Origin of the sequence: Intrasporangium sp., assembly GCF_039812505.1 — a bacterium.
Lineage (GTDB): Bacteria > Actinomycetota > Actinomycetes > Actinomycetales > Dermatophilaceae > Intrasporangium_A.
The window spans coordinates 1-21,553 of record NZ_JBDIAQ010000027.1 but is presented as its reverse complement, the minus strand read 5'-3'; the positions used below and the strand labels follow the sequence as shown (position 1 = coordinate 21,553).

Sequence of the window (21,553 nt, the reverse complement as noted above, 5' to 3'; positions counted from 1 at the left end):
GGTCACCACCTCTCGATGCGTTCCACCACGGCCCGCAGCCGGTCCGGCCGGTACAGGTCCGGGTCGGGCGGCTGGGTCAGGAAGGCCCACAGCTCCGGCGGCATGACCCCCCGTGACCACTTCGGCTCCTCCTCGACGACGAGCCCGTGCTTGGCGTGCAGCCGCTCGCGGATGACCGTGCCCAGCAGGGCGTGCAGGTCCACCACGAGGCTCTCACGTCCCTCGCCGCGCTCGTTGGCGGCCCGCAGCCGGGTCGCGAGGTTGGTGACGCGGAAGTCCTGCCCGCGGTGCGCGTGGAACCGGTAGAGGTCGCTCACCGGCCAGTGCGTCAGCGCGTTCGAGGCGGCGTGGTCCATGAGGTACCAGAGCAGCATCGCGACGGCGAGCACCACCGCCGCCAGCTGGGCCACGCTCGCGCGCTGCCCGAGCAGGGCGGCGAGCACGACGAGCCCGAGCCACACCGCCACCGTCGAGGCGGCGCGTCGGCGCCACGCCCTGCTGCGTCCAAGGTCGCGTATGCCGCTCAGCCGGCTCACGTCGTCGGCGCCCCGTTCGCCCCGGCCGCCACCACCGCGAGGTCGTCGTGCAACGTCGTCAGGTCGCGCATCGCCCGGCGCCGTTGCGACTCGCCGAGGGCGTGCCGGGAGAACCGCGCCTCGCGGTACAGCGCCGCGAGGTCGGCGAGGCTGCGCGGGTCGATGTCCCAGGTGCGCAGAACGCGCGTGGTGTACTCGGTCGAGGTCTCGGCCGGCTCGCGGGGGAGCCCGACCGCGGCGACGGCGGTCTCGAGGCTGAGCCAGGCGGCGACGATCGCGTTGCGCGGCTCACCTTCGGTGAGCAGGCGAAGCCGTTCCGCGGCCGAGGAGAGCAGCTCCTCGGGCACGCCGGGCATCGCGAGGTCCGCGGCGGGCCGCGAGACGAGCCGGGGCCGGCGCAGCCAGGCCGACCGGACCAGCGCGACGACCACCCCGAGGACCAGCAGGATGACGAGCACGGCCACGACCTGGACCAGCAGCCCGATGAAGGCGGCCATCGGGCCGAACGCCTCTCCCGTGCCGGTCGGCACAGGGCGGGACGGGCGGGCCGATGTCGTGGGCAGCGTCGGCACCGGGGGCGTGCGGGGGACCGACGTGTCCCGTCGCGGCGTGAGGAGCGAGACCGGGTCGCCGACCGAGGTGAGCAGCAGCGCGAGGACGACGAACGAACCGGCTGCCACCCAAGCCACGACCCACCTTCGGGACATGGGAAAACCCTAGGCCAGGATGTGCGACTGCCCCAGCCACTCGGTGACGTCTGCGGGCCTCCCTGGCTGTCGGCCTGTCGAGCGGAAGCACGACGGGTCACTGCCCGGGGGACTGCCGATCGTGCGAGTCGAGCAAGTCACGCATCCGGTCGTACTTCTTGGTCAGGCGGACGCGCGTCGCCCTGTCGAGCAGCGCGAGGCGCCCCGGGTCGGAGTTGTCGGCCATGTCTGCGCGCTTGACCTCGACGGCGAGCGGGGTCGCCGCGATGCGGGCGGCGTAGTCCTCCACGGCCTGCCCCGAGCGCCTGGTGACCGCCTGGACGGCCTCGATCGTCTCCGACGGGACGCCGGCCTCGGCCAGCTCCTCCGGTGTGGTGTCGGTGTCCTCCAGGACGTCATGGAGCCATCCGGCGGCGACCGCCTCCGCCGGTTCTGCCTCGTCCGCCAGAGCGCCCGCGACGCGGCGCAGGTGGTCGATGTAGGGCTGGCCCGCCTTGTCGAGCTGGCCGGCGTGCGCGGCCTCCGCGATCCGCTGAGCGGCGGCCACCACCGCGCCGCTGCTCGTCGCGCGGCGCACGTACGCCTCGATCACCGCGTCGCCGCGCACCAGACGGGCCTCCAGCGGCCCCAGCTGCGCCCACCGGGCCTTCTTGCCCAGGCGGATCTCCGAGACCCATTTGCGGGCCGCTGCGTACTTCGCAGCGGGGAGCACCCGCGCTGACACCCACTCGCCCGGCCTCGCCTTCCGGACGGCGTCGATCACGTCCGGAGGCGCGCTCGGTGACTCAAGGCCGAGATCGGCCGACGTCAACCGCTCCGACTCGTCCTTGTAAGCGTCGAGCACCCACCGGGTGGCTATCCGCGGCAGCTCGCGCACCAGGTCGCGCGCGCGTGCCCGATCGATCTCCTCGAACTCGTTCAGCTGGTCGCCGGGGAAGCTACGGAAGTCACGCTTGAGCCCCCGGTCGACGACCCACACGTCGAAGTTCGGCATCCACCGGTACGCCTGCGTGAAACCGGGCCGAAGCTGGTCACTCATCGCCATCAGCGCGTACAGTGTGCCGCCGTCATCGCGATCCTGCACCGCGAAGAACCTCGCCGCCATCAGGTCCACCTTCCGCCGTGACTGGGCATGAACGTCCCCGTCCATCACGTAGTCACAGCATAACGGTGTCCTCACAGTCAGGGGCGTTCCTCACACTCGTTCGAGGATGCAGCCCTCGAACTCGGTCGCCTCTTGCAGGCCCGCCGGGGTCGGCACCTGCCGGGACAGCTCCACGCACCGCGCCTCGGCTTCGTCGGCGGCGGCATCGGACGTGTCCGGGTCCCGCGCCTGCTCGTAGTACCGATGCCCGTCGTCCTTGACCCGTTGGGACAGCTCGGAGTGCACCTGTAGCTCGAACGTCGTCCCGGGCCGGTCCCGCACCACGAAGTGCAGCCCCTTGTACGGCGCCCCGTCCCGGTAGCGACTACTCGCCTCGATGACCGTCATCCCCCGTGCGACGAGCGCGGCCAGCACCAGGCGAGCCGCCGCAACGATGTCGTCGTGCTGCTCGGTGCACACCGTGTACCGCAACGTGTCCGTGAACCGACCCATCGTCGCCTGCACCGAACCACCACTGCGCTTGCGAGCCACCTTGCCCGCTGTGCTCGCCGGGGACTTCATCCGAAACTCCAGCCCGTGCAACCGGGCTCGAGGCGGCACTACCTCACGCAACGCGTCCGTGATCGCCGGCTCCGATGCCCGGTCGCTCAGCAAGCGATCCAGCGCTGCCCCGAGGGCTCGGTGCCCAGGACCAGAACCCCCCTCCCACAGCAGTGACAGGTCCGAGGCCGCCCACTCGACATCCGGCACGCCATCCTCACGATGGGCAGGCGCCACCTGCCGCGCGCTCAGCCACCCCAACCGCCGATGGTCCGGGCACCGCCTGCTGCCACCGCCCGGCAACGACTCACACACAGCACGTTCCCTACCAGAGGGTCCTCACAGAGCCAACTCCGAAGCCAGCCACCAGCGCGACCGGGACGGCGCGGCCGGACCGCCCGCGGTACCGACCGGGCGCAGGACCGGCTCGTCGGCTCGGCAGCGCGGGTGCCCTCTCGTCATGACGAGCCGCCGCAGCACCTCCACCGACGAGACCGGACTCGGTGGATGCGCGGTCGCCCGTATCGACGGGTTATCGGCCGGAAACACCGTGCTGCCCGGTCGGGTGGCTCTCGGCGGTCACGACGGCAGCGCCGTATCAGAGCTGTGGGACCGGATCCAGCCCGGAGCATCTCGTCGCACGTCCCCAAGCTTGCTCGAGCAAGCGCTCTTGTCCGCCGGCCGCCCGGTGGGGTACGCCATCGGGCCCGATGCGCATTGGGACCCATTGGGCCGACTTGACGACTGACCGATTCCGCCGCGGCGTGTCTGGACGGTCCGGTGCGCGTGTGGTCGTCGCGGCGTACCCGGCGTCCAATGTGAGGACGAGGACCCGGCTCTGGCCGGAGGTGCCCGCGCTGCGGTACCAGACGAAGTTGCCGACCCGGCCATCGCCACGCGGTGAGCATAACCGGAGTCGGCTCAGGTCCACCTCGCGGTGAGCTACTCGACCGGGCACTCACGCAAGCCCGGTCTGCTTCTCCCGCTGCGCCGCGACCAGCTCGACGTCGCGCACCTCAATGCCGTCACCCTCCTCGTAGAGCAGGGACCGCACGTGCCCGCTCGCGCACAGGTCCGCCTCGGTGCCGCGGACCCGCTCGAGCTCGGCCGCGGTGCCGACGAGGGTCATCGTGCGTACCTCGGCGCGCATGCCGAGCTTCGCCTCGGACTTGACCCGGCGCACGGCGCCGAGCGCCTCGCCGACGGAGCCGAGCACGGCGGGGTCGCCCCCGGCGGGCAGGTCCGCGCTCGTGGGCCAGGCCTGCCGGTGCACCGACCCGTGGGCGAACCACGACCAGACCTCCTCGGTCGCATAGGGGATGAACGGCGCGAGCAGGCGCAGCAGGGTCTCGAGCGCGATCCGCAGCGCCGCCCGGGCGCTGGCCGCGGCCGCCTCGCCCTGACCACCGTAGGCGCGGTCCTTGACCAGCTCCAGGTAGTCGTCGCAGAACATCCAGAAGAAGCTCTCGGTGACCTCGAGCGAGCGGGTGTAGTCCCACGCCTCGAAGCCGTGGGTGGCCGCGTCGACGACCTCGGCCAGCCGGGCGAGCATGGACAGGTCGAGCGGGTCGGCCACCGCCCGGTGCAGGTCGCCGGGCACCTCGCCGAAGCCGAGGGCGAACTTCGAGGCGTTGAGCACCTTGATGGCCAGCCGCCGCCCGACCTTCATCTGGCCGGTGTCGTAGGCGGCGTCGGTGCCGAGCCGCCCGGAGGCCGCCCAGTAGCGCACCGCGTCGGCCCCGTGGGCGCGCACGACGTCCTCGGGGGTCTCGGCGTTGCCCTTGGACTTGCTCATCTTCTTGCGGTCCGGGTCGAGGATCCAGCCGCTGATCGCGGCCCCCCGCCACGGCACCGTCCCCGACTCGTAGTGCGCGCGCACGACCGTCGAGAACAGCCAGGTCCGGATGATGTCGTGGGCCTGGGGCCGCATGTCCATCGGGAAGATGGCCCGGTACAGCTCCGGGTCCGAGCCCAGCCCCGACCCGTCCGCGACGGGCCAGCCCGTGGCGATCTGCGGGGTGAGCGAGGAGGTGGCCCAGGTGTCCATGATGTCGGGGTCGGCCACGAAGCCGCCGGGCCGGCCCCGCTGGGACTCGTCGTAGCCCTCCGGCACGTCGACCTGCGGGTCGACCGGCAGGGCCGTCTCGGCGGCCGGCAGCACGGCGTCGTGGTCGACCTCGCCGGTCTCGTCGACCCGGTACCACACCGGGAACGGAACGCCGAAGAACCGTTGTCGCGAGATCAGCCAGTCGCCGTTGAGGCCCTCGACCCAGTTCCGGTACCGCGCCCGCATGAACGGCGGGTGGAAGTCGATCTGCTCGCCCCGGTCCACGAAGGCAGCCCGCAGCTCGGGGTCGTGCCCGCCGTTGCGGATGTACCACTGGCGCGACGTGACGATCTCGAGCGGCTTGTCGCCCTTCTCGTAGAAGTTCGCCTTGCGCTGCGTCCGGACCGGCTCGCCGTCGAGGTCACCCGACTCGCGCAGCGCCGCCACCACGGCCTCGCGCGCACTGAACGTGGTGCGGGTGGCCAGCCGAGCGGCATACAGCTGCTCGCCCGGGCCACCGGCGATCCACTCGGGCGTCTCCGCCTGCAGGCGCCCGTTGCGGGTGATGATCGAGCGGGTCGGCAGGCGCAGCTCGCGCCACCACATCACGTCGGTGAGGTCTCCGAAGGTGCAGCACATCGCGATGCCGGCGCCCTTGTCCATCTCGGCCGCGGGGTGCGCCAGGACCGGCACCTCGACTCCGAAGAGCGGCGAGCGCACGGTGGAGCCGAAGAGCGGCCGGTAGCGCTCGTCGTCGGGGTGCGCGACCAGCGCGACGACCGAGGGGACCAGCTCCGGGCGGGTCGTCTCGATGTAGACCGGCGGCAGGCCGCCGTCGGCCCCCGAACGGTGGAAGGCCACCCGGTGGTAGGCGCCCGGGTAGTCGCGCGCCTCGAGCTCGGCCTGCGCGACCGCCGTCTGGAAGGTCACGTCCCACAACCCGGGCGCCTCGGCCTGGTAGGCCTCGCCGCGGGCGAGGTTGCGCAGGAAGGCCTGCTGGGCCACCGCCCGGGACCGCTCGTCGATCGTGCGGTAGGAGATGTCCCAGTCGAGGGAGAAGCCGAGCCTGCGGAACAGCGACTCGAAGGTCACCTCGTCCTTGACCGTGAGCACGTCGCACAGCTCGATGAAGTTCCTGCGGCTGACCGGGTGCTGGTCCGCGGCCTTGATCGCCTTGCCCTTCTCGTCGACCCCCTCGCTGAACGGCGGTTGGTAGCCCGCGACGTACGGCAGCGTCGCGTCGCCGCGCACCCCGTAGTAGTTCTGCACCCGGCGCTCGGTCGGCAGCCCGTTGTCGTCCCAGCCGATCGGGTAGAACACCTCGCAGCCGCGCATCCGCTTGTAGCGGGCCATGCAGTCGGTGTGCGTGTAGCTGAAGACGTGCCCGACGTGCAGGCTCCCGCTCGCCGTGGGCGGCGGGGTGTCGATCGCGAAGACCTGCTCGCGCGGGAGCGACAGGGCCCGCGCCCGGTCGAAGGCGTACGTGCCCTGCTCGCGCCATACCCGCATCCACTTGTCCTCGATGCCGTCGAGCGTGGGGCGCTCGGGGATCCGGGGGGTCGCGGGGGCGTCTGTCATGCGGGCAATCCTTCCACGCCGCCGTGGGCACCCTCGAACACGTTTGTGCCGGGTCGGCCGGTATGCCGCTCGGCCGGCTCCCGCCGTCCGCCGGGTCGACCGGCGAGCGGGTTCCAACGGCCGCTGCCGGACTGGCCACACCACGCCCGGGCTGGAGGGATCATGTCCGACCGGATCGCGAACGCCGCCCTGCGCTCGAAGGTGATGACGGCCGACGAGGCGGCGGCCCACATCCAGCCCGGCGGCGACGTCGGGTCGGGCCGGGGGGCAGACGTGTGCCGGCGGTCCCGGTACGGCAGAGTGTCTGCCCATGGAGCCGGTCTACGAAGCGGTCGTCGGGTTCGCGCGGGGTCTGTTCGCGATGCAGGGGCTGCGCTTCACCATCGTCGGTGAGGAGAACGTCCCGCGCACGGGCGCTGCCGTGATGACCATCAACCACACCGGGTACATGGACTTCACCTACGCCGGGCTCGCGGCCCAGGCGTCCGGCCGGCTCGTGCGGTTCATGGCCAAGGAGAGCGTGTTCCGCCACCCCGTCAGCGGGCCGCTCATGCGCGGGATGCGCCACATCCCGGTCGACCGGGAGGCCGGTGCGTCGTCGTATGCCGCCGCCCTCACCGCGCTGCGCCACGGCGAGATCGTCGGGGTCTTCCCCGAGGCGACGATCTCGCGCTCGTTCGAGCTGAAGGGCTTCAAGACGGGAGCGGCGCGGATGGCCGCGCAGGCGCAGGTGCCGATCCTGCCCGTCGTCGTCTGGGGCTCGCAGCGGGTCTGGACCAAGGGGCACCCGCGACGCCTCGGCAGGACCGGCATCCCGATCTTCGTCTCCGTGGGCGAGCCGATCCCCGTGGCCGACGATGCCGACCCGACCGCGGTGACGGCGGCATACAAGGAGGTGATGGCGCACATGCTCGAGCTGGCACAGACCGCGTACGAGCCGTTGCGGGGGGCCGACCTGAAGTTCCTGCCGGCGCGGCTGGGCGGCACGGCCCCGACGCTGGACGAGGCGAACCGCCTGGACGACCTCGAGCGCGCCCGACGAGGGCTGCGACGAACCCCGGACGCCCGCTGAGCGTCGGCCGCCACGGTTCCGTCCATGGCCCGCCAACGTGTTCCCGAGGGCCCGGCGCCAGATCCTGCCGTGCAGCGGCTGCGGATCCGCTACGCCAAGCGTGGCCGGCTGCGCTTCACGTCGAGCCGTGACTTCCAGCGGGCCCTCGAGCGCGCGCTGCGGCGCGCCGGAGTCCCGACGGCCTTCTCCGCCGGGTTCCATCCCCACCCGAAGATCTCCTACGCCAACGCGGCTGCCACGGGGGCGGCGAGCGAGGCGGAGTACGTCGAGATCCAGGTGACCACGCGGCTCGACCCGGCCGCCGTCCGGGCTGCGCTCGACGCGGCACTGCCTCCCGGGCTCGACGTCCTCGCGGTCGTCGAGGCCGGTCCCCGGAGCCTGGCGGACGTCCTGGAGGCGAGCGAGTGGCGGCTCGACTTCGCCGGTCTGGCCGGCCCGGTGCTGCGCGACGCGGTCGATCGGCTGCTCGCCCGCGACCGGGTCGAGGTGACCCGGATGACGAAGTCCGGGCCCCGCACCTTCGACGTGCGCGCGGCCCTCGTGCGAGCCGCGGTGGAACAGCCTCCGCCGGTCGCGTCCGGCGTGTCGGACGACCCGTCCGCTACGACGCCCGGTGTCGACTGTGCGATACTGCGGATGGTCGTGCGGCATACCACACCTGCCGTTCGCCCCGACGACATTCTGACCGCGCTGCGTGACATCGCCGGCCTCCAGCCTGTCCGCCCACCACTGGTGACGCGCCTGGCGCAGGGTCCGTTCGACACCGCAACCGCGGGGGTGGCCGACCCGTTGGCTGCCGACGAGAACGCCGACGGCGCCTGATCCGGTGGCGCGCTCTGCGCGAACCGGGGACTGGTCGTAGCGACAAGACTTCCGTCCCAGCGGACCCCCGATGGGACGACCGATACCGCAACACGAGCGGTGCCGGCGGCTTCGGCCGGGTGTGGGGCGGCCCCACTCGTGACGGGAGGCTGCCGGATGGCAACCACACAGAACACTCCCACCGACGAAGCGACCTCGGTCGAGCAGGCCGTCCGCGACGACCGGGCACCGGCCGAGCCGGCACCGGCCGAGCCGGCGCAGGCCGAGCCGTCGGCACCCGAGCAGACGGCATCGGGGCACACGGCACCAGGGAACACGGCACCGGAGCAGACGGCCCCGAGGCGTGTCTCCCGGCGCGGCGCTCGAAAGCCGGCCGACGCCGCGGCGGCAGCGGAACGACCCGCGGGCGAGGAGGCTCCGGAGGGGACCGCCGGGCCGGTGAAGGCGGTCCGCAAACGGGCCACCCGTAGGAGAGCTGTCCCGGCGCCGGAACAGTCCGGCTCGCCGGCCGAGAGCGCGCCTGTGGCGGTGCCTGAGCAGACGGGCGAGGGCGGGGCGGTCGAGAGCGAGGCCGCGGCCGAGCCGACCGCGACAGACGACACCCCGGCGGGAGGCGCCGCCGCGGAGGACACCGCGCTGGGCGGCGCCGCGGCAGACGAGACGGCGACGGAGGACACCGCTCTGGAGCACCCGGCCGGGCAGGCGGCCGCCTGGACCGAGCCCGAGGACGCGGACGCCCCGCCCGTGGTGCCGAGCTTCTCGGTGCTCTTCCAGGCGCCCGACCCCGAGGCCGCGACCACACGGCGGCCGCGTCGCCGCCACCTCGAGCCGGAGCCTGATACCCAGTCCGAGCCGGCCGAGCAGGTCCCCGAGCCGGAGGCGCCCGAGCCGGCTGCCGAGGCGCGCGAGGAGGACGAGGGGCCGAGACGTTCGCGTCGCCGACGGGGCGGCAAGGGCCGCCGTGGGCGGGGCGGCAGCGAGGCCGAGGACGGCGAGGTCTCCGAGCAGGGGGCCCCGGCGCCGGCCGGCGAGCCGGTCGAGCCCGCCGCGGAGGGCGACCAGGCCGACGGTGACCAGCACAACGGCGAGCAGGACGCCGGCGGGCACGGCACCGAGGGGGAGGACGGTACGAGCCGCCGACGCCGGCGTCGGCGCCGCTCCGGCTCGGGTGGGGACGGCTCCGGCGACGAGGCCGGGGTCACGACGCGAGTACGCAGCCGGGCGCACAGCGACGAGCCCACCGGTGTCAAGGGCTCGACCCGGCTCGAGGCCAAGAAGCAGCGTCGCCGGGAGGGCCGGGAGGCCGGCCGACGGCGCACGGTCATCACCGAGGCGGAGTTCCTGGCCCGGCGCGAGTCGGTGGAGCGGGTCATGGTGGTGCGCAACCGGAACGGGCGCACCCAGATGGGGGTCCTGGAGGACGGGGTCCTCGTCGAGCACTACATCGACCAGGCGGGCAACGTCTCGATGGCCGGCAACATCTACCTCGGCCGGATCCAGAACGTGCTGCCCTCGATGGAGGCGGCGTTCGTCGACATCGGCAAGGGCCGCAACGCGGTCCTCTACGCCGGTGAGGTCAACTGGGACGCCGCGGGCCTCGACGCCAACCAGCCCAAGCGCATCGAGAACGCCCTCGAGTCCGGTCAGGCGGTCGTGGTCCAGGTGACCAAGGACCCGATCGGTCACAAGGGGGCGCGGCTGACCTCCCAGATCTCCCTGCCCGGTCGCTACCTGGTCTACGTGCCCAACGCCTCGATGACCGGCATCTCGCGCAAGCTGCCGGACAACGAGCGCGCCCGGTTGAAGAAGATCCTGCGCCAGGTCGTGCCGGAGCACGCCGGCGTCATCGTCCGGACCGCCGCCGAGGGGGCCAGCGGGGAGGAGCTGCAGGCGGACGTCGAGCGGCTCAGCACCACCTGGGAGGACATCCAGGCCCGGGCCCAGGCCGCCGCGGCGCCCAAGTCGGGCAAGTCGAAGGGCAGGAAGAAGAACGGCGGGTCCGGCTCGAGCCCGACCGGCAGCGCGCCGCTGCTGCTGCACGGCGAGCCCGACCTGACCGTCCGCGTCATCCGGGACATCTTCAACGAGGACTTCTCGCAGCTGGTGGTCAGCGGGGAGCAGGCCTGGCAGGAGATCCACCCCTACATCACGGCGGTCGCCCCCGACCTCGCCGACCGGGTCACGAGGTGGACGGGCACCGACGACCTCTTCACGCACTACCGCGTCGACGAGCAGCTGGCCAAGGCGATGGACCGCAAGGTCTGGCTGCCGTCCGGTGGCTCGCTGGTCATCGACCGCACCGAGGCGATGACGGTCATCGACGTCAACACCGGCAAGTTCATCGGCTCCGGCGGCAACCTCGAGGAGACCGTCACCAAGAACAACATCGAGGCGGCCGAGGAGATCGTCCGGCAGCTGCGGCTGCGCGACATCGGCGGCATCATCGTCGTCGACTTCATCGACATGGTCCTCGAGTCGAACCGCGACCTCGTCGTGCGGCGGCTGCTCGAGTGCCTCGGCCGTGACCGCACCAAGCACCAGGTCGCCGAGGTGACCTCGCTCGGACTGGTCCAGATGACCCGCAAGCGGGTCGGGTCGGGCCTGGTCGAGGTCTTCTCCGAGACCTGTGACCAGTGCAACGGCCGGGGATTCATCATCCACACCGACCCGGTCGGCAAGGGTGCCCACCAGCACGACGGCGCCTCGTCGGGCCGGCGCGCCCGACGGGGGTCGGATGCCGCCGCCTCGGGCAACGGCAACGGCAACGGCTCCGGCAACGAGGCCCGGGGGAGCAGGAGCGCCGAGCCGGAGGCGAAGCCGAGCGGGCCGACCGCGGCACAGATCGCGGCCATGGCGCACGCCGCTGCGGTCAAGACCGCCCGCCCGGCCGACGAGGGCGACCAGGCCGAGCCCGTACCGACGGACAGCCTGACCGGGGTCGACGCCCAGGTCGAGCCGGACCGGACCGGGCCGAGGTCGGCCGGGCCGCGACAGGCGGCTGCCGAGCAGCAGGAGCGCACCGCGGCCGGCAGCGACGGCAGCGCGCCGGAACCGGTGGCCACCGACCCGGCGTCGGCACCCGACGGGTCCCCGGCGCAGACCACGCAGCCCCCCGAGCCGGTGGAGCCGGTGGCCGAGGCGGCCACCGGAGTCGCCCCTCCGGCCGAGCCCGGACTCACCGAACCCGAACCCGAGCCCCCCACCGCCGAGCCGAACGCGCAGCCGGAGCCGGTGCGCCGGCCGCGGCGGCATCGCGGCCGGGTCGTCGCGCCGGCTGGCCCCCCCGGGGCGGCCCACGTCGTGCACGTCGCCGCGCCGGACCGCGACGAGGGCTCGTCCGGGGCGACCGCCGGGCCCGCTCCGGAGGGCTCGACGGCCGGTTTGTGAGCCCGGCCCCGGAGCCGGTAATGTAGATCCTCGGTGCGCCCACCGCGCCCGTGTCGACGGGCCGGTGCCAGAAGTGGCACACCGGTCCTGATCAGAGAGTGAGTTTCACTGTGTACGCGATTGTTCGCGCTGGCGGTCGCCAGGAGAAGGTGTCGGTGGGCGATGTGCTGCTCGTCGACAAGGTGGCGGGGCAGCCGGGCGAGTCGATCGAGCTCACGCCGCTGCTCCTCGTGGACGGCGACGTGGTCACCTCCGGTGCCGAGGACCTCGCGAAGGCATCCGTGACCGCCCAGGTCATCAAGCCCGCCAAGGGCCCCAAGATCACGATCATGAAGTTCAAGAACAAGACCGGCTATCGCAAGCGCCAGGGTCACCGCCAGCCGCTGACCCAGGTCAGGATCACCGGCATCGACGCCTGATCGTCCCGGGCCTTCCGGCACACAGACTCACCAAGGAGCAACCGACATGGCACACAAGAAGGGTGCGTCCTCCTCACGGAACGGGCGCGACTCGAACGCACAGCGACTCGGCGTCAAGCGCTACGGCGGCCAGCAGGTCAACGCCGGCGAGATCCTCGTGAGGCAGCGGGGCACCCACTTCCACCCCGGCGAGGGCGTCGGCCGGGGCAGCGACGACACGCTCTTCGCCCTCGTGGCGGGCGCCGTGAAGTTCGGCACCAGGCGCGGCCGCCGGACGGTCAGCATCGAGTCGGCGCAGGTCCCCGTCGCTGCGGAGTGACCCCCTGACCGGTCGCGGGTGAAGGGCGGGCCCCGCGGGGCCCGCCCTTTCGCGTGCCCGCCGGCCCAGCGGCATACCCCGGACGGTCGGTATGCCGCCCACCCGGCTCGATCTGGAAGAGTGACCTGACATGGCAACGACCTTCGTCGACCGAGTCGTGCTGCACGCGGCCGCCGGCCACGGTGGCCACGGTGTCGCGTCGGTGCGTCGCGAGAAGTTCAAGCCGCTCGGCGGCCCCGACGGTGGCAACGGTGGGCGCGGCGGCTCGGTGATCCTGCGCGTCGACCCGCAGGCGACGACGCTGCTGGACTACCACCGCAGCCCGCACCGGCGGGCGGGCAACGGCCGGCCGGGCGCCGGCGACGAGCGCAACGGCGCCGACGGCGCCGACCTCGTGCTGCCCGTGCCGGAGGGCACCGTCGTCAAGGACGCGGACGGGACGATGCTGGCCGACCTCGTGGGGATGGGGACCGAGCACGTGGTGGCGCGCGGCGGACGCGGCGGCCTGGGCAACAAGGCGCTGGCCTCGCCGCGGCGCAAGGCGCCCGGGTTCGCGCTCCTCGGGGAGCCCGGGGAGGTGCGCGACGTGGTCCTCGAGCTGAAGACGCTGGCCGACGTCGCACTGGTCGGCTTCCCGAGTGCCGGCAAGTCCTCCCTGGTGTCGGTGCTGTCGGCGGCCCGACCGAAGATCGCCGACTACCCGTTCACCACCCTCGTGCCCCACCTCGGGGTCGTCACGGCGGGCACGGTCCGCTTCACGGTCGCCGACGTGCCCGGGCTGATCCCGGGTGCCCACGAGGGACGCGGGCTCGGTCTGGAGTTCCTCCGCCACGTCGAGCGGTGCTCGGTGCTCGTCCACGTCGTCGACTGCGCGACCCTGGAGCCAGGTCGTGACCCGCTGACCGACCTGCAGGTCATCGAGCACGAGCTGTCCCGCTACGTGCCCGACGCCGACCTCGGCGGGCGGCCGCTGGCCGAGCGCACCCGCGTCGTGGTACTGAACAAGGCCGACGTGCCCGAGGCGCACGAGCTGGCCGAGCTGGTCAAGCCCGAGCTCGAGGCGCAGGGCCACGAGGTCCACATCGTGTCGGCGGTCGCGCACAGCGGCCTGAAGGAGCTCACGTTCGCGCTGGCCCGGCTCGTCGAGCAGGCCCGCGCCGAGCTGCCGGCAGTGGCGCCGCAGCGAGCCGTCCTGCGCCCCAGGGCGGTCGACGACAGCGGGTTCGAGGTGCGCCGGGAGCGAGGCCCCGACGGCGAGTTCTTCCGGGTCGTGGGCGAGCGGCCCACGCGCTGGGTGCGCCAGACCGACTTCACCAACGACGAGGCGGTCGGCTACCTCTCCGACCGGCTCGCCCGGATCGGTGTCGAGGAGCGGCTGTACCAGGTCGGCGCGGTGGCCGGCGACACCGTGGTCATCGGTACCGCCGACGACGCCGTCGTCTTCGACTGGGAGCCGACGCTGCAGTCCGGTGCCGAGCTGCTCGGGGCGCGGGGCACCGACCTGCGCCTGCAGGACTCCGGCCGGCTGACCCGCGGGGAGAAGCGGGCCGCGATGCGCGACCGCTACGCGGCCCGGTCCGCCACCCAGGCCGAGCTGGAGGCCGAGCGCCGGTCCGGGCTGTGGCACCTCGACGAGAGCGACGACGTCCCCGGTACGGACTCCGGGGACCCGCCGGACGGAGGCGCGGCTGCGGCCCGCCCGGGGCGGTGAGCCGTCGCCTATCGTGTCGCCATGACGCCGTGGAGCGGGCTGCTGCGCCGGGACCCGTTGGGTAGCCAGGCCGACCGCGCCACCTTCCGCACGCTGCATACCGCCTCCCTCGCCGCCCCGCCGCTGCGCGGCGGACTCACCGAGGCCGCGGCGCAGCGGTCGCTGAAGTTCCTCCGGGCCCTCCTCGGCGCCCCGGCCGTCGCGATGACCGACACGAGCCGGCTGCTCGCGTGGGACGGGGCTCGGTCCGGGCACGGCACCCGTTCCCTGCGGCTGGCCGAGACGACCCTGCGCAACGGGCGCACCGTCGTGGCGTCACGCGCGGAGATCGACTGCGACGACCCGGGCTGCCCGCTGCGGGAGGGGATCGTCGCCCCGCTCGTGGTCGAGGAGAAGGTCGTCGGGACCCTTCAGGTCTTCGCGCTGCAGGCCTCCGCCGTGCTCGTCCAGGCGAGCGACGAGGTCGCGCGCTGGGTCTCCGGCCAGCTCGAGCTGGCCGAGCTGGACGCGTCGCGCACCCGGCTCATCGAGGCCGAGGTGCGCGCCCTGCGGGCCCAGATCAGCCCACACTTCATCTACAACTCGCTCACCGCGATCGCCTCGTTCACCCGTACCGACCCGGGCCGGGCCCGGGAGCTGCTGCTCGACCTGGCCGAGTTCACCCGCTACTCGTTCCGGCGGCACGGGGAGTTCACCACGCTCGCCGAGGAGCTGCGCTCGATCGAGGCCTACCTGGTCATCGAGAAGGCGCGCTTCGGCGACCGCCTCGTCGTGACGGTGCGCGTCGCACCCGAGGTGCTGCCCGTGGTCGTCCCGTTCCTGTGCCTGCAACCGCTCGTGGAGAACGCCGTCCGCCACGGCATCGAGGGCCGGCCCGGCCAGGGCGAGATCACCATCCTGGCCCAGGACGCCGACCGGGAGTGCGTCGTGACCATCGAGGACAACGGCATCGGCGAGGACCCCGAGCGGGTGCGCCGGGCCCTCACCGGCGACACCGCGCTCGACTCGGTCGGCCTGGCCAACGTCGACGAGCGGCTGCGCACCGCGTTCGGCGACGAGTACGGCCTGGTCGTCGAGACGGCACCGGGCGCCGGTACCTGCGTCACGGTGCGCCTGCCGAAGTTCCGACCGGGGGTGCACGTGTGAGCGGGTCCTCGGGTATGCCGCCCACCGCCGCAGCAGCCGGGGGTGCTGCCCGCGCGGGGCCGGGCGGGGGCAGCGCGGACCGGCCCGCGACCCGGTTGTGCGTGCTCGCGATCGACGACGAGACGCCGGCGCTCGACGAGCTCGTCTGGCTGCTGCGGCACGACGAGCGGGTCGGCACCGTGCTGTCGGCGGGCTCGGGCGAGGAGGCGCTGCGGGTGCTGCACGAGCGCGCCGTCGACGCGATCTTCATGGACGTGCAGATGCCCGGCCTGACCGGGCTCGACCTGGCCCGGGTCCTGTCCCGTTTCACCACGCCGCCGCCGGTCGTCTTCGTCACCGCCCACGAGAAGCACGCCGTCGACGCGTTCGAGCTCAACGTCGTCGACTACGTGCTGAAACCGGTCCGCGACGAGCGGCTGGCCGAGGCGGTCCGCCGCGTCCTGCACCGGGCCGAGGGCCGCGACCCGGCAGCCGCGGCGGCCGACGAGGGCATCGTGGTCGAGCTCGGCGGGGTGAGCCGACGGGTGCCGCGGGCCGAGGTGCGCTACGTCGAGGCGCAGGGCGACTACGCCCGGCTGCACACGGCCAGCGGCAGCCACCTGCTCCGGGTACCCCTCTCGACGCTCGCCGAGCAGTGGCGCGACGCCGGGTTCGTCCGGATCCACCGCTCCTTCCTGGTCGCCCTGGCCCACATCACCGAGTGGCGCAACGAGGGCGGGCGCTACACGGTCGTCGTCGGGGGCACGGAGCTGGCCGTGAGCCGGCGCCACACCCGCGAGCTGCGCGACGTCCTCGTGCGACGCGCCCAGCCGGGCGGCCGGGGCGGGCCGTGACCGGCCGGGCCGGGCGCCGGGGGGCGTCGTGACACCGGGCAGCGACCCGGACCGGCGGCCGCAGCGGGTCCGGGTGACCAGCCCGCGCACGTCGGCCGCCCGGGCCAGACGCCTGTCGATCGCCTCGGAGATCGACGCGCAGACCCAGCTCGGCGAGGTCTACGTCACCTCGCTCATGCGCAGCCAGCTACGGCTGGCGCTCGGGGTCGTCGCGGTGCTCGTCCTGACGCTGGGCGCGCTGCCGCTGCTCTTCCGGCTCGTGCCGGGGGTCGGCCGGGCCACGCTGCTCGGGGTACCGGTGCCCTGGATCCTGCTCACGGTCTGCGCCTTCACCGAGATCCTGCTGCTCGGCTGGGCCTACGTGCGACGCGCGGAGCGCAACGAGCGTGACTTCAGCGACCTGCTGGAGAACCGGTGAGCACCGCAGCGAGCATCGCCGCGGTCCTCGTGGTCTCGGTCGCCACCCTGGTCATCGGCGCCTACGGGCTGCGGGTGTCCCGCACGACGAGCGACTTCTACGTGGCCTCACGCGGCGTCGGCCCGGTGCTCAACGCCTCGGCGATCAGCGGCGAGTACCTGTCCGCGGCCTCGTTCCTCGGGGTGGCCGGCCTGATCCTGGTCCGCGGCACCGACATGCTGTGGCTGCCGGTCGGGTGGACCGCCGGCTACCTGCTGCTGCTGGTCTTCGTGGCCGCACCGCTGCGACGCTCCGGCGCCTACACGCTGCCCGACTTCGCCCAGCTGCGCTGCGAGTCGCGCGCCGCGCGGACCGTCTCGAGCGTGCTGGTCGTCGCGATCGGGATGCTCTACCTGGTGCCGCAGTTCCAGGGCGCCGGCCTGACACTGCGCACCCTGACCGGGGCCCCGCGGTGGGTCGGACCGCTCGTCGTCGCGCTCGTCGTCGCGCTCAACGTGCTGGCCGGCGGGATGCGGAGCATCACCCTGGTGCAGGCGTTCCACTACTGGCTCAAGCTCGTCGCCCTGCTGACCCCCGTGTTCTTCTTCCTCGGCGCCTGGGCCGGCCACGGGCGGCCCGGCACCGGTACCGTCGACCTGGCCGAGTGGGCCGAGCCGCTGACCGGCGAGCACGCCCTGTACCTGACCTACTCGCTGGTCGTGGCCACCTTCCTGGGCACCATGGGCCTGCCGCACGTGGTGGTGCGCTTCTACACCAACCGGGACGGGCGCACCGCACGCCGCACGACACTCGTCGTGCTCGTCCTGCTGGGCGGCTTCTACGTGCTGCCGGTCCTCTACGGGGTGCTGGGCAAGGTCTTCGCCGCCGACCTGGTCGCGGCGGGCCGGGCCGACTCGGTCGTGCTCGAGCTGCCCGGCCGGGTCTTCGCCGGACCGGTCGCCGACCTGCTCACCGCGCTGGTGGCGGCGGGGGCCTTCGCGGCGTTCCTGTCCACGTCCTCGGGGCTGGTCGTCTCGGTGGCCGGGGTGCTCAGCCAGGACCTGTTCCGCCGACGCACCGAGCACGGGCAGGGGATCCGGGCCTTCCGGACCGCGACGGGCGTGTGCGTGCTCGTCGCGCTGCTGCTCACGCTCGCCTCCGCCGACGTGCCGGTCGCCCACGCGGTGGAGATCACCTTCGCCGTCGCCGCCTCGACGTTCTGCCCGATGCTCGTGCTCGGGATCTGGTGGCGTGGGCTCACCTCCGTCGGGACGATCTGCGGGCTCGTGGTCGGCGGGTCGCTGTCGATGACCGCGGTCCTGACGACCATGTTCGGGATCGGCCAGCAGGGCTGGCTCGGCGCCATCCTGACCCAGCCTGCCGCGGTCACGGTGCCGGTCGCCTTCGCCACGATGGTCCTGGCCTCCGTGCTGACGCGCGGACGCCGGCCGGAGCACCTGGCCCAGACGATGGTCCGCCTGCACGCACCGGAGCACCTGCGCCTCGACCGCGGCACGTTCCACCCGGAGGGCTCGACCGCTCGTCGCTGAATCACCGCCGTTCGTCGCGCGGGATCTCGCGCACGCCGAGCCCTTCGACCCGCTGGGCGACAGGCACCCCCTGAGCCGGTGCCAGGGCCCCGCCGGACTCCTAGCGTGGCACCACTGGTCCTACGGTTTGGAGGTTCCCTTGAGCCACGAAGCTCAGCTGCTGGAGCGCGATCCCAACGTCGCCCTGCAGGAGACACCCGAGTTCGCCGAGCTGCGGTCGAAGTTCCGCAGGTTCGTCTTCCCCCTCACCATCGCGTTCCTCGCCTGGTACTTCCTCTACGTGCTGCTCGCCGTGTTCGCCCACGACTTCATGGGCACCCGCGTGTTCGGCAACATCACCTGGGGCCTGATCCTCGGTCTGGGGCAGTTCGTGTCGACCTTCGCGATCACCATGGCCTACGCCCGCTGGGCCGACCGTGAGCTCGACCCGGCCGCCAAGGCCCTCGCCGAGCAGATGACGGAGGTCCGCCCGTGAGTGCCCTGCTCCCCGGGCTGCTGCCCGCCCAGACCAGCGTCGGCAACCCGTCGCTGAACATCACGATCTTCGTCCTGTTCGTCCTGGTGACCCTGGTCATCGTGATCCGGGCCTCCCGCAACAACCGCAGTGCCGCCGACTACTACGCCGGCGGCCGGGCCTTCACCGGGCGGCAGAACGGCATCGCGATCGCCGGCGACTACCTGTCGGCCGCCTCGTTCCTCGGCATCGCCGGCGCCATCGCCCTGAACGGGTACGACGGCTTCCTCTACTCGGTCGGCTTCCTGGTGGCCTGGCTCGTGGCCCTGCTGCTGGTCGCCGAGCTGCTGCGCAACGTCGGCAAGTACACGATGGCCGACGTCCTCAGCTTCCGGCTGCGCCAGAAGCCGGTCCGCATCGCCGCCGCCATCTCGACGCTGGCCGTCTCGTTCTTCTACCTGCTCGCCCAGATGGCCGGCGCGGGCGGCCTGGTCGCCCTGCTGCTCGGCATCGACGGAGCCGTCGGCCAGCGCGTGGTGGTGGCCATCGTCGGTGTGATCATGATCTTCTACGTCATCTACGGCGGCATGAAGGGCACCACCTGGGTCCAGATCATCAAGGCCGTCCTGCTGATGATCGGTGCCGCCGTCATGACGCTGTGGGTGCTCGGCAAGTTCGGCCTGAACCTGTCCACGCTCCTGGGTGCCGCCAACGACGCGGCCCCGGCGGCCGCCGACGGGACGGCGCGCGACCTGCTCTCGCCCGGCCTGCAGTACAAGAACCCGCTCGACTTCATCTCGCTCTCGCTGGCGCTCGTGCTCGGCACGGCCGGCCTGCCGCACGTGCTCATGCGCTTCTACACCGTGCCGACCTCGCGGGAGGCACGCCGCTCGGTGGTCTGGGCGATCTGGCTGATCGGGCTGTTCTACCTGTTCACCCTCGTGCTGGGCTTCGGCGCCGCCGAGATGGTCGGGGCCGCGGAGATCAAGTCCGCCCCGGGTGGTGCCAACGCGGCCGCCCCGCTGCTCGCCTTCCACCTCGGCGGCGAGATCCTGCTCGGGATCGTCTCCGCCGTCGCGTTCGCCACGATCCTGGCGGTCGTCGCGGGCCTGACGATCACGGCCAGCGCCTCGCTGTCGCACGACGTCTACAACACGATCGTCAAGGACGGCAAGGCGACCCCGGAGGAGGAGGTGAAGGTGGCGCGGATCTCGGCGCTGGTCCTCGGCGCGGTGGCGATCGCCGGCGGCATCTTCGCGATGGGCCAGAACATCGCCTTCCTGGTCGCCCTGGCCTTCGCGATCGCGGCGAGCGCGAACCTGCCGACCATCCTCTACTCGCTCTTCTGGAGGCGCTTCAACACCCGCGGCGCCCTGTGGAGCATCTACGGCGGCCTGATCAGCGCCGTCACGCTGATCATCTTCAGCCCGGTCGTGTCGGGCAAGCCGGTCGACCCGGTGACCGACAAGAGCCCGTCGATGCTGCAGGGGATCGACTTCCACTGGTTCCCGCTCGACAACCCGGGTCTCGTCTCGATCCCGCTCGGCTTCCTGCTCGGCTACATCGGCACCGTGACCAGCAAGGAGTTCAACGCGGCCAAGTACGCGGAGATGGAGGTGCGCTCGCTGACCGGGGTCGGTGCCGAGGCGGCCACCCACCACTGAGCCGGCGGACGCACCCGAGCCCACCCACTCGCGCGGGCAGGGTCACGAGCGAGGGGCCGGGGCCTGCGACGCAGGCCCCGGCCCCTCACGCCGTGAAGCGGGCCGGCCGGTCCCGGTCGGTGGGCAGCAGGTCGAGTGGGCACGAACCGCCACCCGACCGCAAGCCTGGGCCCTCTCGAGGACCGTCCCGCAGCCAGCCGCCCCCTTGGCGAGCTCAGGCGATCGCGTAGGTCGTCCGCACCGGGACGGCGTTGCCGAGCGAGTCGAGCACTGGGCAGTGCTGCTCGACCGCTCGCGTGAGCTCGTCGTAGCGCTCCGGCGTCTCGGGTCCGGAGAGCTGGACCGACACGTCGATCGAGCGGAACCCGGGGCGTACCCCCTCGGCGAGCCCGAAGAACCCCCGGAGGTCGAGCTCACCCGAGAGCGCGATGTCGACCTCGTCCAGCCGGATGCCGAGCTGCTGCGCCCACACCTGGAAGGTGATGACCTGGCAGGCGCCGAGTGCGGCCAGCAGGTGTTCGACCGGGTTGGCCCCCTTGTCCGTACCACCCAGGCTCTCCGGCTCGTCGATCGTGAAGGAGTGCGAGCTCGCCCCGACGCGCACCTCGGTTGCGGTGCCGGTCGCGAGCGTCGTGCGGACCTCCGGGCGGATCAGCTGGGGTTCGGTGGTCGGTACCTGGGTCTCGTGGGTGGTGGTCATGGCCTGTTTCCTCCAAAGCAGTTGATGGTATGGCGAATCGGTGCGGTCACGCGCCGTGCCGTCTCGGGACGGAGCCGGCCGGGTCGCGGCGTACGGCGCGCTGTCGCCGAAGGGCTGGTAAGTCGTGGCGGACTGTCCGGCCGCGGCAGCTCAGGGCCGACAGGCGCAGGCGGTGATCCGCAGCAGGTCGACGTGAAGCCGCCGGGTGAGCGCAGGTGGCTCGAGGTGTGTCATGCGGAGGCCTTTCTCATCTTTCCCGCGGCGCGGGACGGACGGGGCACCTGTCGGCTCCGAGACTCTCGGAGGGCCGGGTTGCCGGGGCTTCGTCGGGCCGTGTCCCTCTGCCCCTCTGGATGAGCGGTATGACGTTGTGCTCGGCACGCTAGCGGGGCCTCACGGCCGCCGCGAGGGCGGACCGGATCGTGGACTGCGCTCCGGGTACCGGGCGCGGCTGCCCGCCCGACCGGGAAGGGTCGTCCGGTCGGCGGGTCAGAGCACCACGAGGAAGTCGCGGTGGATGACCTCGCGCTCGTACTCCGGCCCCAGCTCGCGAGCCAGCGCCCTGG

Annotated in this window: 18 protein-coding genes and 1 riboswitch; of the genes, 12 read left to right on the top strand and 6 right to left on the bottom strand. The window is 72.8% G+C overall.

Features of this window, described 5'->3' with window-relative positions; all coding sequences use genetic code 11:
• Nucleotides 1-2 precede the first annotated feature (2 nt).
• From WMI84_RS05920 to valS, 5 genes are all read right to left on the bottom strand, one after another.
• A complete protein-coding gene (locus WMI84_RS05920) occupies nucleotides 3-536 on the bottom strand; it encodes a hypothetical protein (RefSeq protein ID WP_347351271.1) in 534 nt (177 codons plus the stop codon).
• Nucleotides 533-1,243: a DUF4129 domain-containing protein gene (locus WMI84_RS05915; protein ID WP_347351270.1), complete on the bottom strand. Its 711-nt coding sequence runs from the start codon at nucleotides 1,241-1,243 to the stop codon at nucleotides 533-535. The genes WMI84_RS05920 and WMI84_RS05915 overlap by 4 nt, the downstream gene beginning before the upstream one ends.
• 97 nt (nucleotides 1,244-1,340) lie before the next feature.
• On the bottom strand, nucleotides 1,341-2,348 hold the full coding sequence (locus WMI84_RS05910; RefSeq protein WP_347351268.1) for an HD domain-containing protein: 1,008 nt from the start codon (nucleotides 2,346-2,348) through the stop codon (nucleotides 1,341-1,343).
• Nucleotides 2,349-2,438: 90 nt separating this feature from the next.
• A complete protein-coding gene (locus WMI84_RS05905) occupies nucleotides 2,439-2,909 on the bottom strand; it encodes a hypothetical protein (protein ID WP_347351267.1) in 471 nt (156 codons plus the stop codon).
• A 937-nt stretch (nucleotides 2,910-3,846) separates the two neighbouring features.
• Nucleotides 3,847-6,513, bottom strand: a complete 2,667-nt coding sequence (gene valS / locus WMI84_RS05900) for a valine--tRNA ligase (RefSeq protein WP_347351266.1) — start codon at nucleotides 6,511-6,513, stop codon at nucleotides 3,847-3,849.
• Between the two features lie 310 nt (nucleotides 6,514-6,823).
• Between valS and WMI84_RS05895 the strand changes: the two genes are divergently transcribed.
• The 12 genes from WMI84_RS05895 to WMI84_RS05840 all read left to right on the top strand — a co-directional run bounded on the left by WMI84_RS05895 (nucleotide 6,824) and on the right by WMI84_RS05840 (nucleotide 20,287).
• Complete coding sequence (locus WMI84_RS05895) at nucleotides 6,824-7,585, top strand: lysophospholipid acyltransferase family protein (RefSeq protein ID WP_347351264.1); 762 nt, start codon at nucleotides 6,824-6,826, stop codon at nucleotides 7,583-7,585.
• A gap of 24 nt (nucleotides 7,586-7,609) precedes the next feature.
• The gene (locus WMI84_RS05890) at nucleotides 7,610-8,407 is read left to right on the top strand and encodes a TIGR03936 family radical SAM-associated protein (protein WP_347351262.1); all 798 of its coding nucleotides are present in this window, start codon (nucleotides 7,610-7,612) and stop codon (nucleotides 8,405-8,407) included.
• A gap of 156 nt (nucleotides 8,408-8,563) precedes the next feature.
• Nucleotides 8,564-11,794 (top strand): Rne/Rng family ribonuclease, encoded by a 3,231-nt coding sequence (locus tag WMI84_RS05885; RefSeq protein ID WP_347351260.1) that lies wholly within the window; start codon nucleotides 8,564-8,566, stop codon nucleotides 11,792-11,794.
• Nucleotides 11,795-11,904: 110 nt separating this feature from the next.
• Complete coding sequence (gene rplU, locus WMI84_RS05880; protein WP_347351288.1) at nucleotides 11,905-12,213, top strand: 50S ribosomal protein L21; 309 nt, start codon at nucleotides 11,905-11,907, stop codon at nucleotides 12,211-12,213.
• A 46-nt stretch (nucleotides 12,214-12,259) separates the two neighbouring features.
• Nucleotides 12,260-12,532, top strand: a complete 273-nt coding sequence (gene rpmA / locus WMI84_RS05875) for a 50S ribosomal protein L27 (protein ID WP_347351258.1) — start codon at nucleotides 12,260-12,262, stop codon at nucleotides 12,530-12,532.
• 130 nt (nucleotides 12,533-12,662) lie between these two features.
• Complete coding sequence (gene obgE / locus WMI84_RS05870) at nucleotides 12,663-14,243, top strand: GTPase ObgE (RefSeq protein WP_347351256.1); 1,581 nt, start codon at nucleotides 12,663-12,665, stop codon at nucleotides 14,241-14,243.
• 21 nt (nucleotides 14,244-14,264) lie between these two features.
• Nucleotides 14,265-15,389, top strand: a complete 1,125-nt coding sequence (locus WMI84_RS05865; RefSeq protein WP_347351255.1) for a histidine kinase — start codon at nucleotides 14,265-14,267, stop codon at nucleotides 15,387-15,389.
• A complete protein-coding gene (locus tag WMI84_RS05860; RefSeq protein WP_347351253.1) occupies nucleotides 15,386-16,222 on the top strand; it encodes a LytTR family DNA-binding domain-containing protein in 837 nt (278 codons plus the stop codon). The genes WMI84_RS05865 and WMI84_RS05860 overlap by 4 nt, the downstream gene beginning before the upstream one ends.
• Before the next feature lie 28 nt (nucleotides 16,223-16,250).
• Complete coding sequence (locus WMI84_RS05855; protein ID WP_347351251.1) at nucleotides 16,251-16,640, top strand: hypothetical protein; 390 nt, start codon at nucleotides 16,251-16,253, stop codon at nucleotides 16,638-16,640.
• Nucleotides 16,637-18,169, top strand: a complete 1,533-nt coding sequence (locus tag WMI84_RS05850; protein ID WP_347351249.1) for a cation acetate symporter — start codon at nucleotides 16,637-16,639, stop codon at nucleotides 18,167-18,169. The genes WMI84_RS05855 and WMI84_RS05850 overlap by 4 nt, the downstream gene beginning before the upstream one ends.
• A gap of 139 nt (nucleotides 18,170-18,308) precedes the next feature.
• Complete coding sequence (locus tag WMI84_RS05845) at nucleotides 18,309-18,644, top strand: DUF485 domain-containing protein (protein ID WP_347351247.1); 336 nt, start codon at nucleotides 18,309-18,311, stop codon at nucleotides 18,642-18,644.
• The gene (locus WMI84_RS05840; RefSeq protein ID WP_347351245.1) at nucleotides 18,641-20,287 is read left to right on the top strand and encodes a cation acetate symporter; all 1,647 of its coding nucleotides are present in this window, start codon (nucleotides 18,641-18,643) and stop codon (nucleotides 20,285-20,287) included. The genes WMI84_RS05845 and WMI84_RS05840 overlap by 4 nt, the downstream gene beginning before the upstream one ends.
• A gap of 214 nt (nucleotides 20,288-20,501) precedes the next feature.
• Here the strand turns inward: WMI84_RS05840 and WMI84_RS05835 are convergent, their stop codons facing one another.
• Complete coding sequence (locus tag WMI84_RS05835) at nucleotides 20,502-20,987, bottom strand: OsmC family protein (RefSeq protein ID WP_347351243.1); 486 nt, start codon at nucleotides 20,985-20,987, stop codon at nucleotides 20,502-20,504.
• A 244-nt stretch (nucleotides 20,988-21,231) separates the two neighbouring features.
• A riboswitch (SAM riboswitch) is annotated at nucleotides 21,232-21,347 on the bottom strand.
• Nucleotides 21,348-21,553: the final 206 nt, after the last annotated feature.

Bases quoted from the DNA above. Each gene is read 5' to 3' on its own strand.
- WMI84_RS05865 (WP_347351255.1), top strand. From the start codon at position 14,265: ATGACGCCGTGGAGCGGGCTGCTGCGCCGGGACCCGTTGGGTAGCCAG.
- WMI84_RS05895 (WP_347351264.1), top strand. From the start codon at position 6,824: ATGGAGCCGGTCTACGAAGCGGTCGTCGGGTTCGCGCGGGGTCTGTTC.
- WMI84_RS05890 (WP_347351262.1), top strand. From the start codon at position 7,610: ATGGCCCGCCAACGTGTTCCCGAGGGCCCGGCGCCAGATCCTGCCGTG.
- WMI84_RS05905 (WP_347351267.1), bottom strand. From the start codon at position 2,909: ATGAAGTCCCCGGCGAGCACAGCGGGCAAGGTGGCTCGCAAGCGCAGT.
- WMI84_RS05910 (WP_347351268.1), bottom strand. From the start codon at position 2,348: ATGGCGGCGAGGTTCTTCGCGGTGCAGGATCGCGATGACGGCGGCACA.
- WMI84_RS05915 (WP_347351270.1), bottom strand. From the start codon at position 1,243: ATGTCCCGAAGGTGGGTCGTGGCTTGGGTGGCAGCCGGTTCGTTCGTC.
- obgE (WP_347351256.1), top strand. From the start codon at position 12,663: ATGGCAACGACCTTCGTCGACCGAGTCGTGCTGCACGCGGCCGCCGGC.
- valS (WP_347351266.1), bottom strand. From the start codon at position 6,513: ATGACAGACGCCCCCGCGACCCCCCGGATCCCCGAGCGCCCCACGCTC.
- WMI84_RS05835 (WP_347351243.1), bottom strand. From the start codon at position 20,987: ATGACCACCACCCACGAGACCCAGGTACCGACCACCGAACCCCAGCTG.
- rpmA (WP_347351258.1), top strand. From the start codon at position 12,260: ATGGCACACAAGAAGGGTGCGTCCTCCTCACGGAACGGGCGCGACTCG.
- WMI84_RS05885 (WP_347351260.1), top strand. From the start codon at position 8,564: ATGGCAACCACACAGAACACTCCCACCGACGAAGCGACCTCGGTCGAG.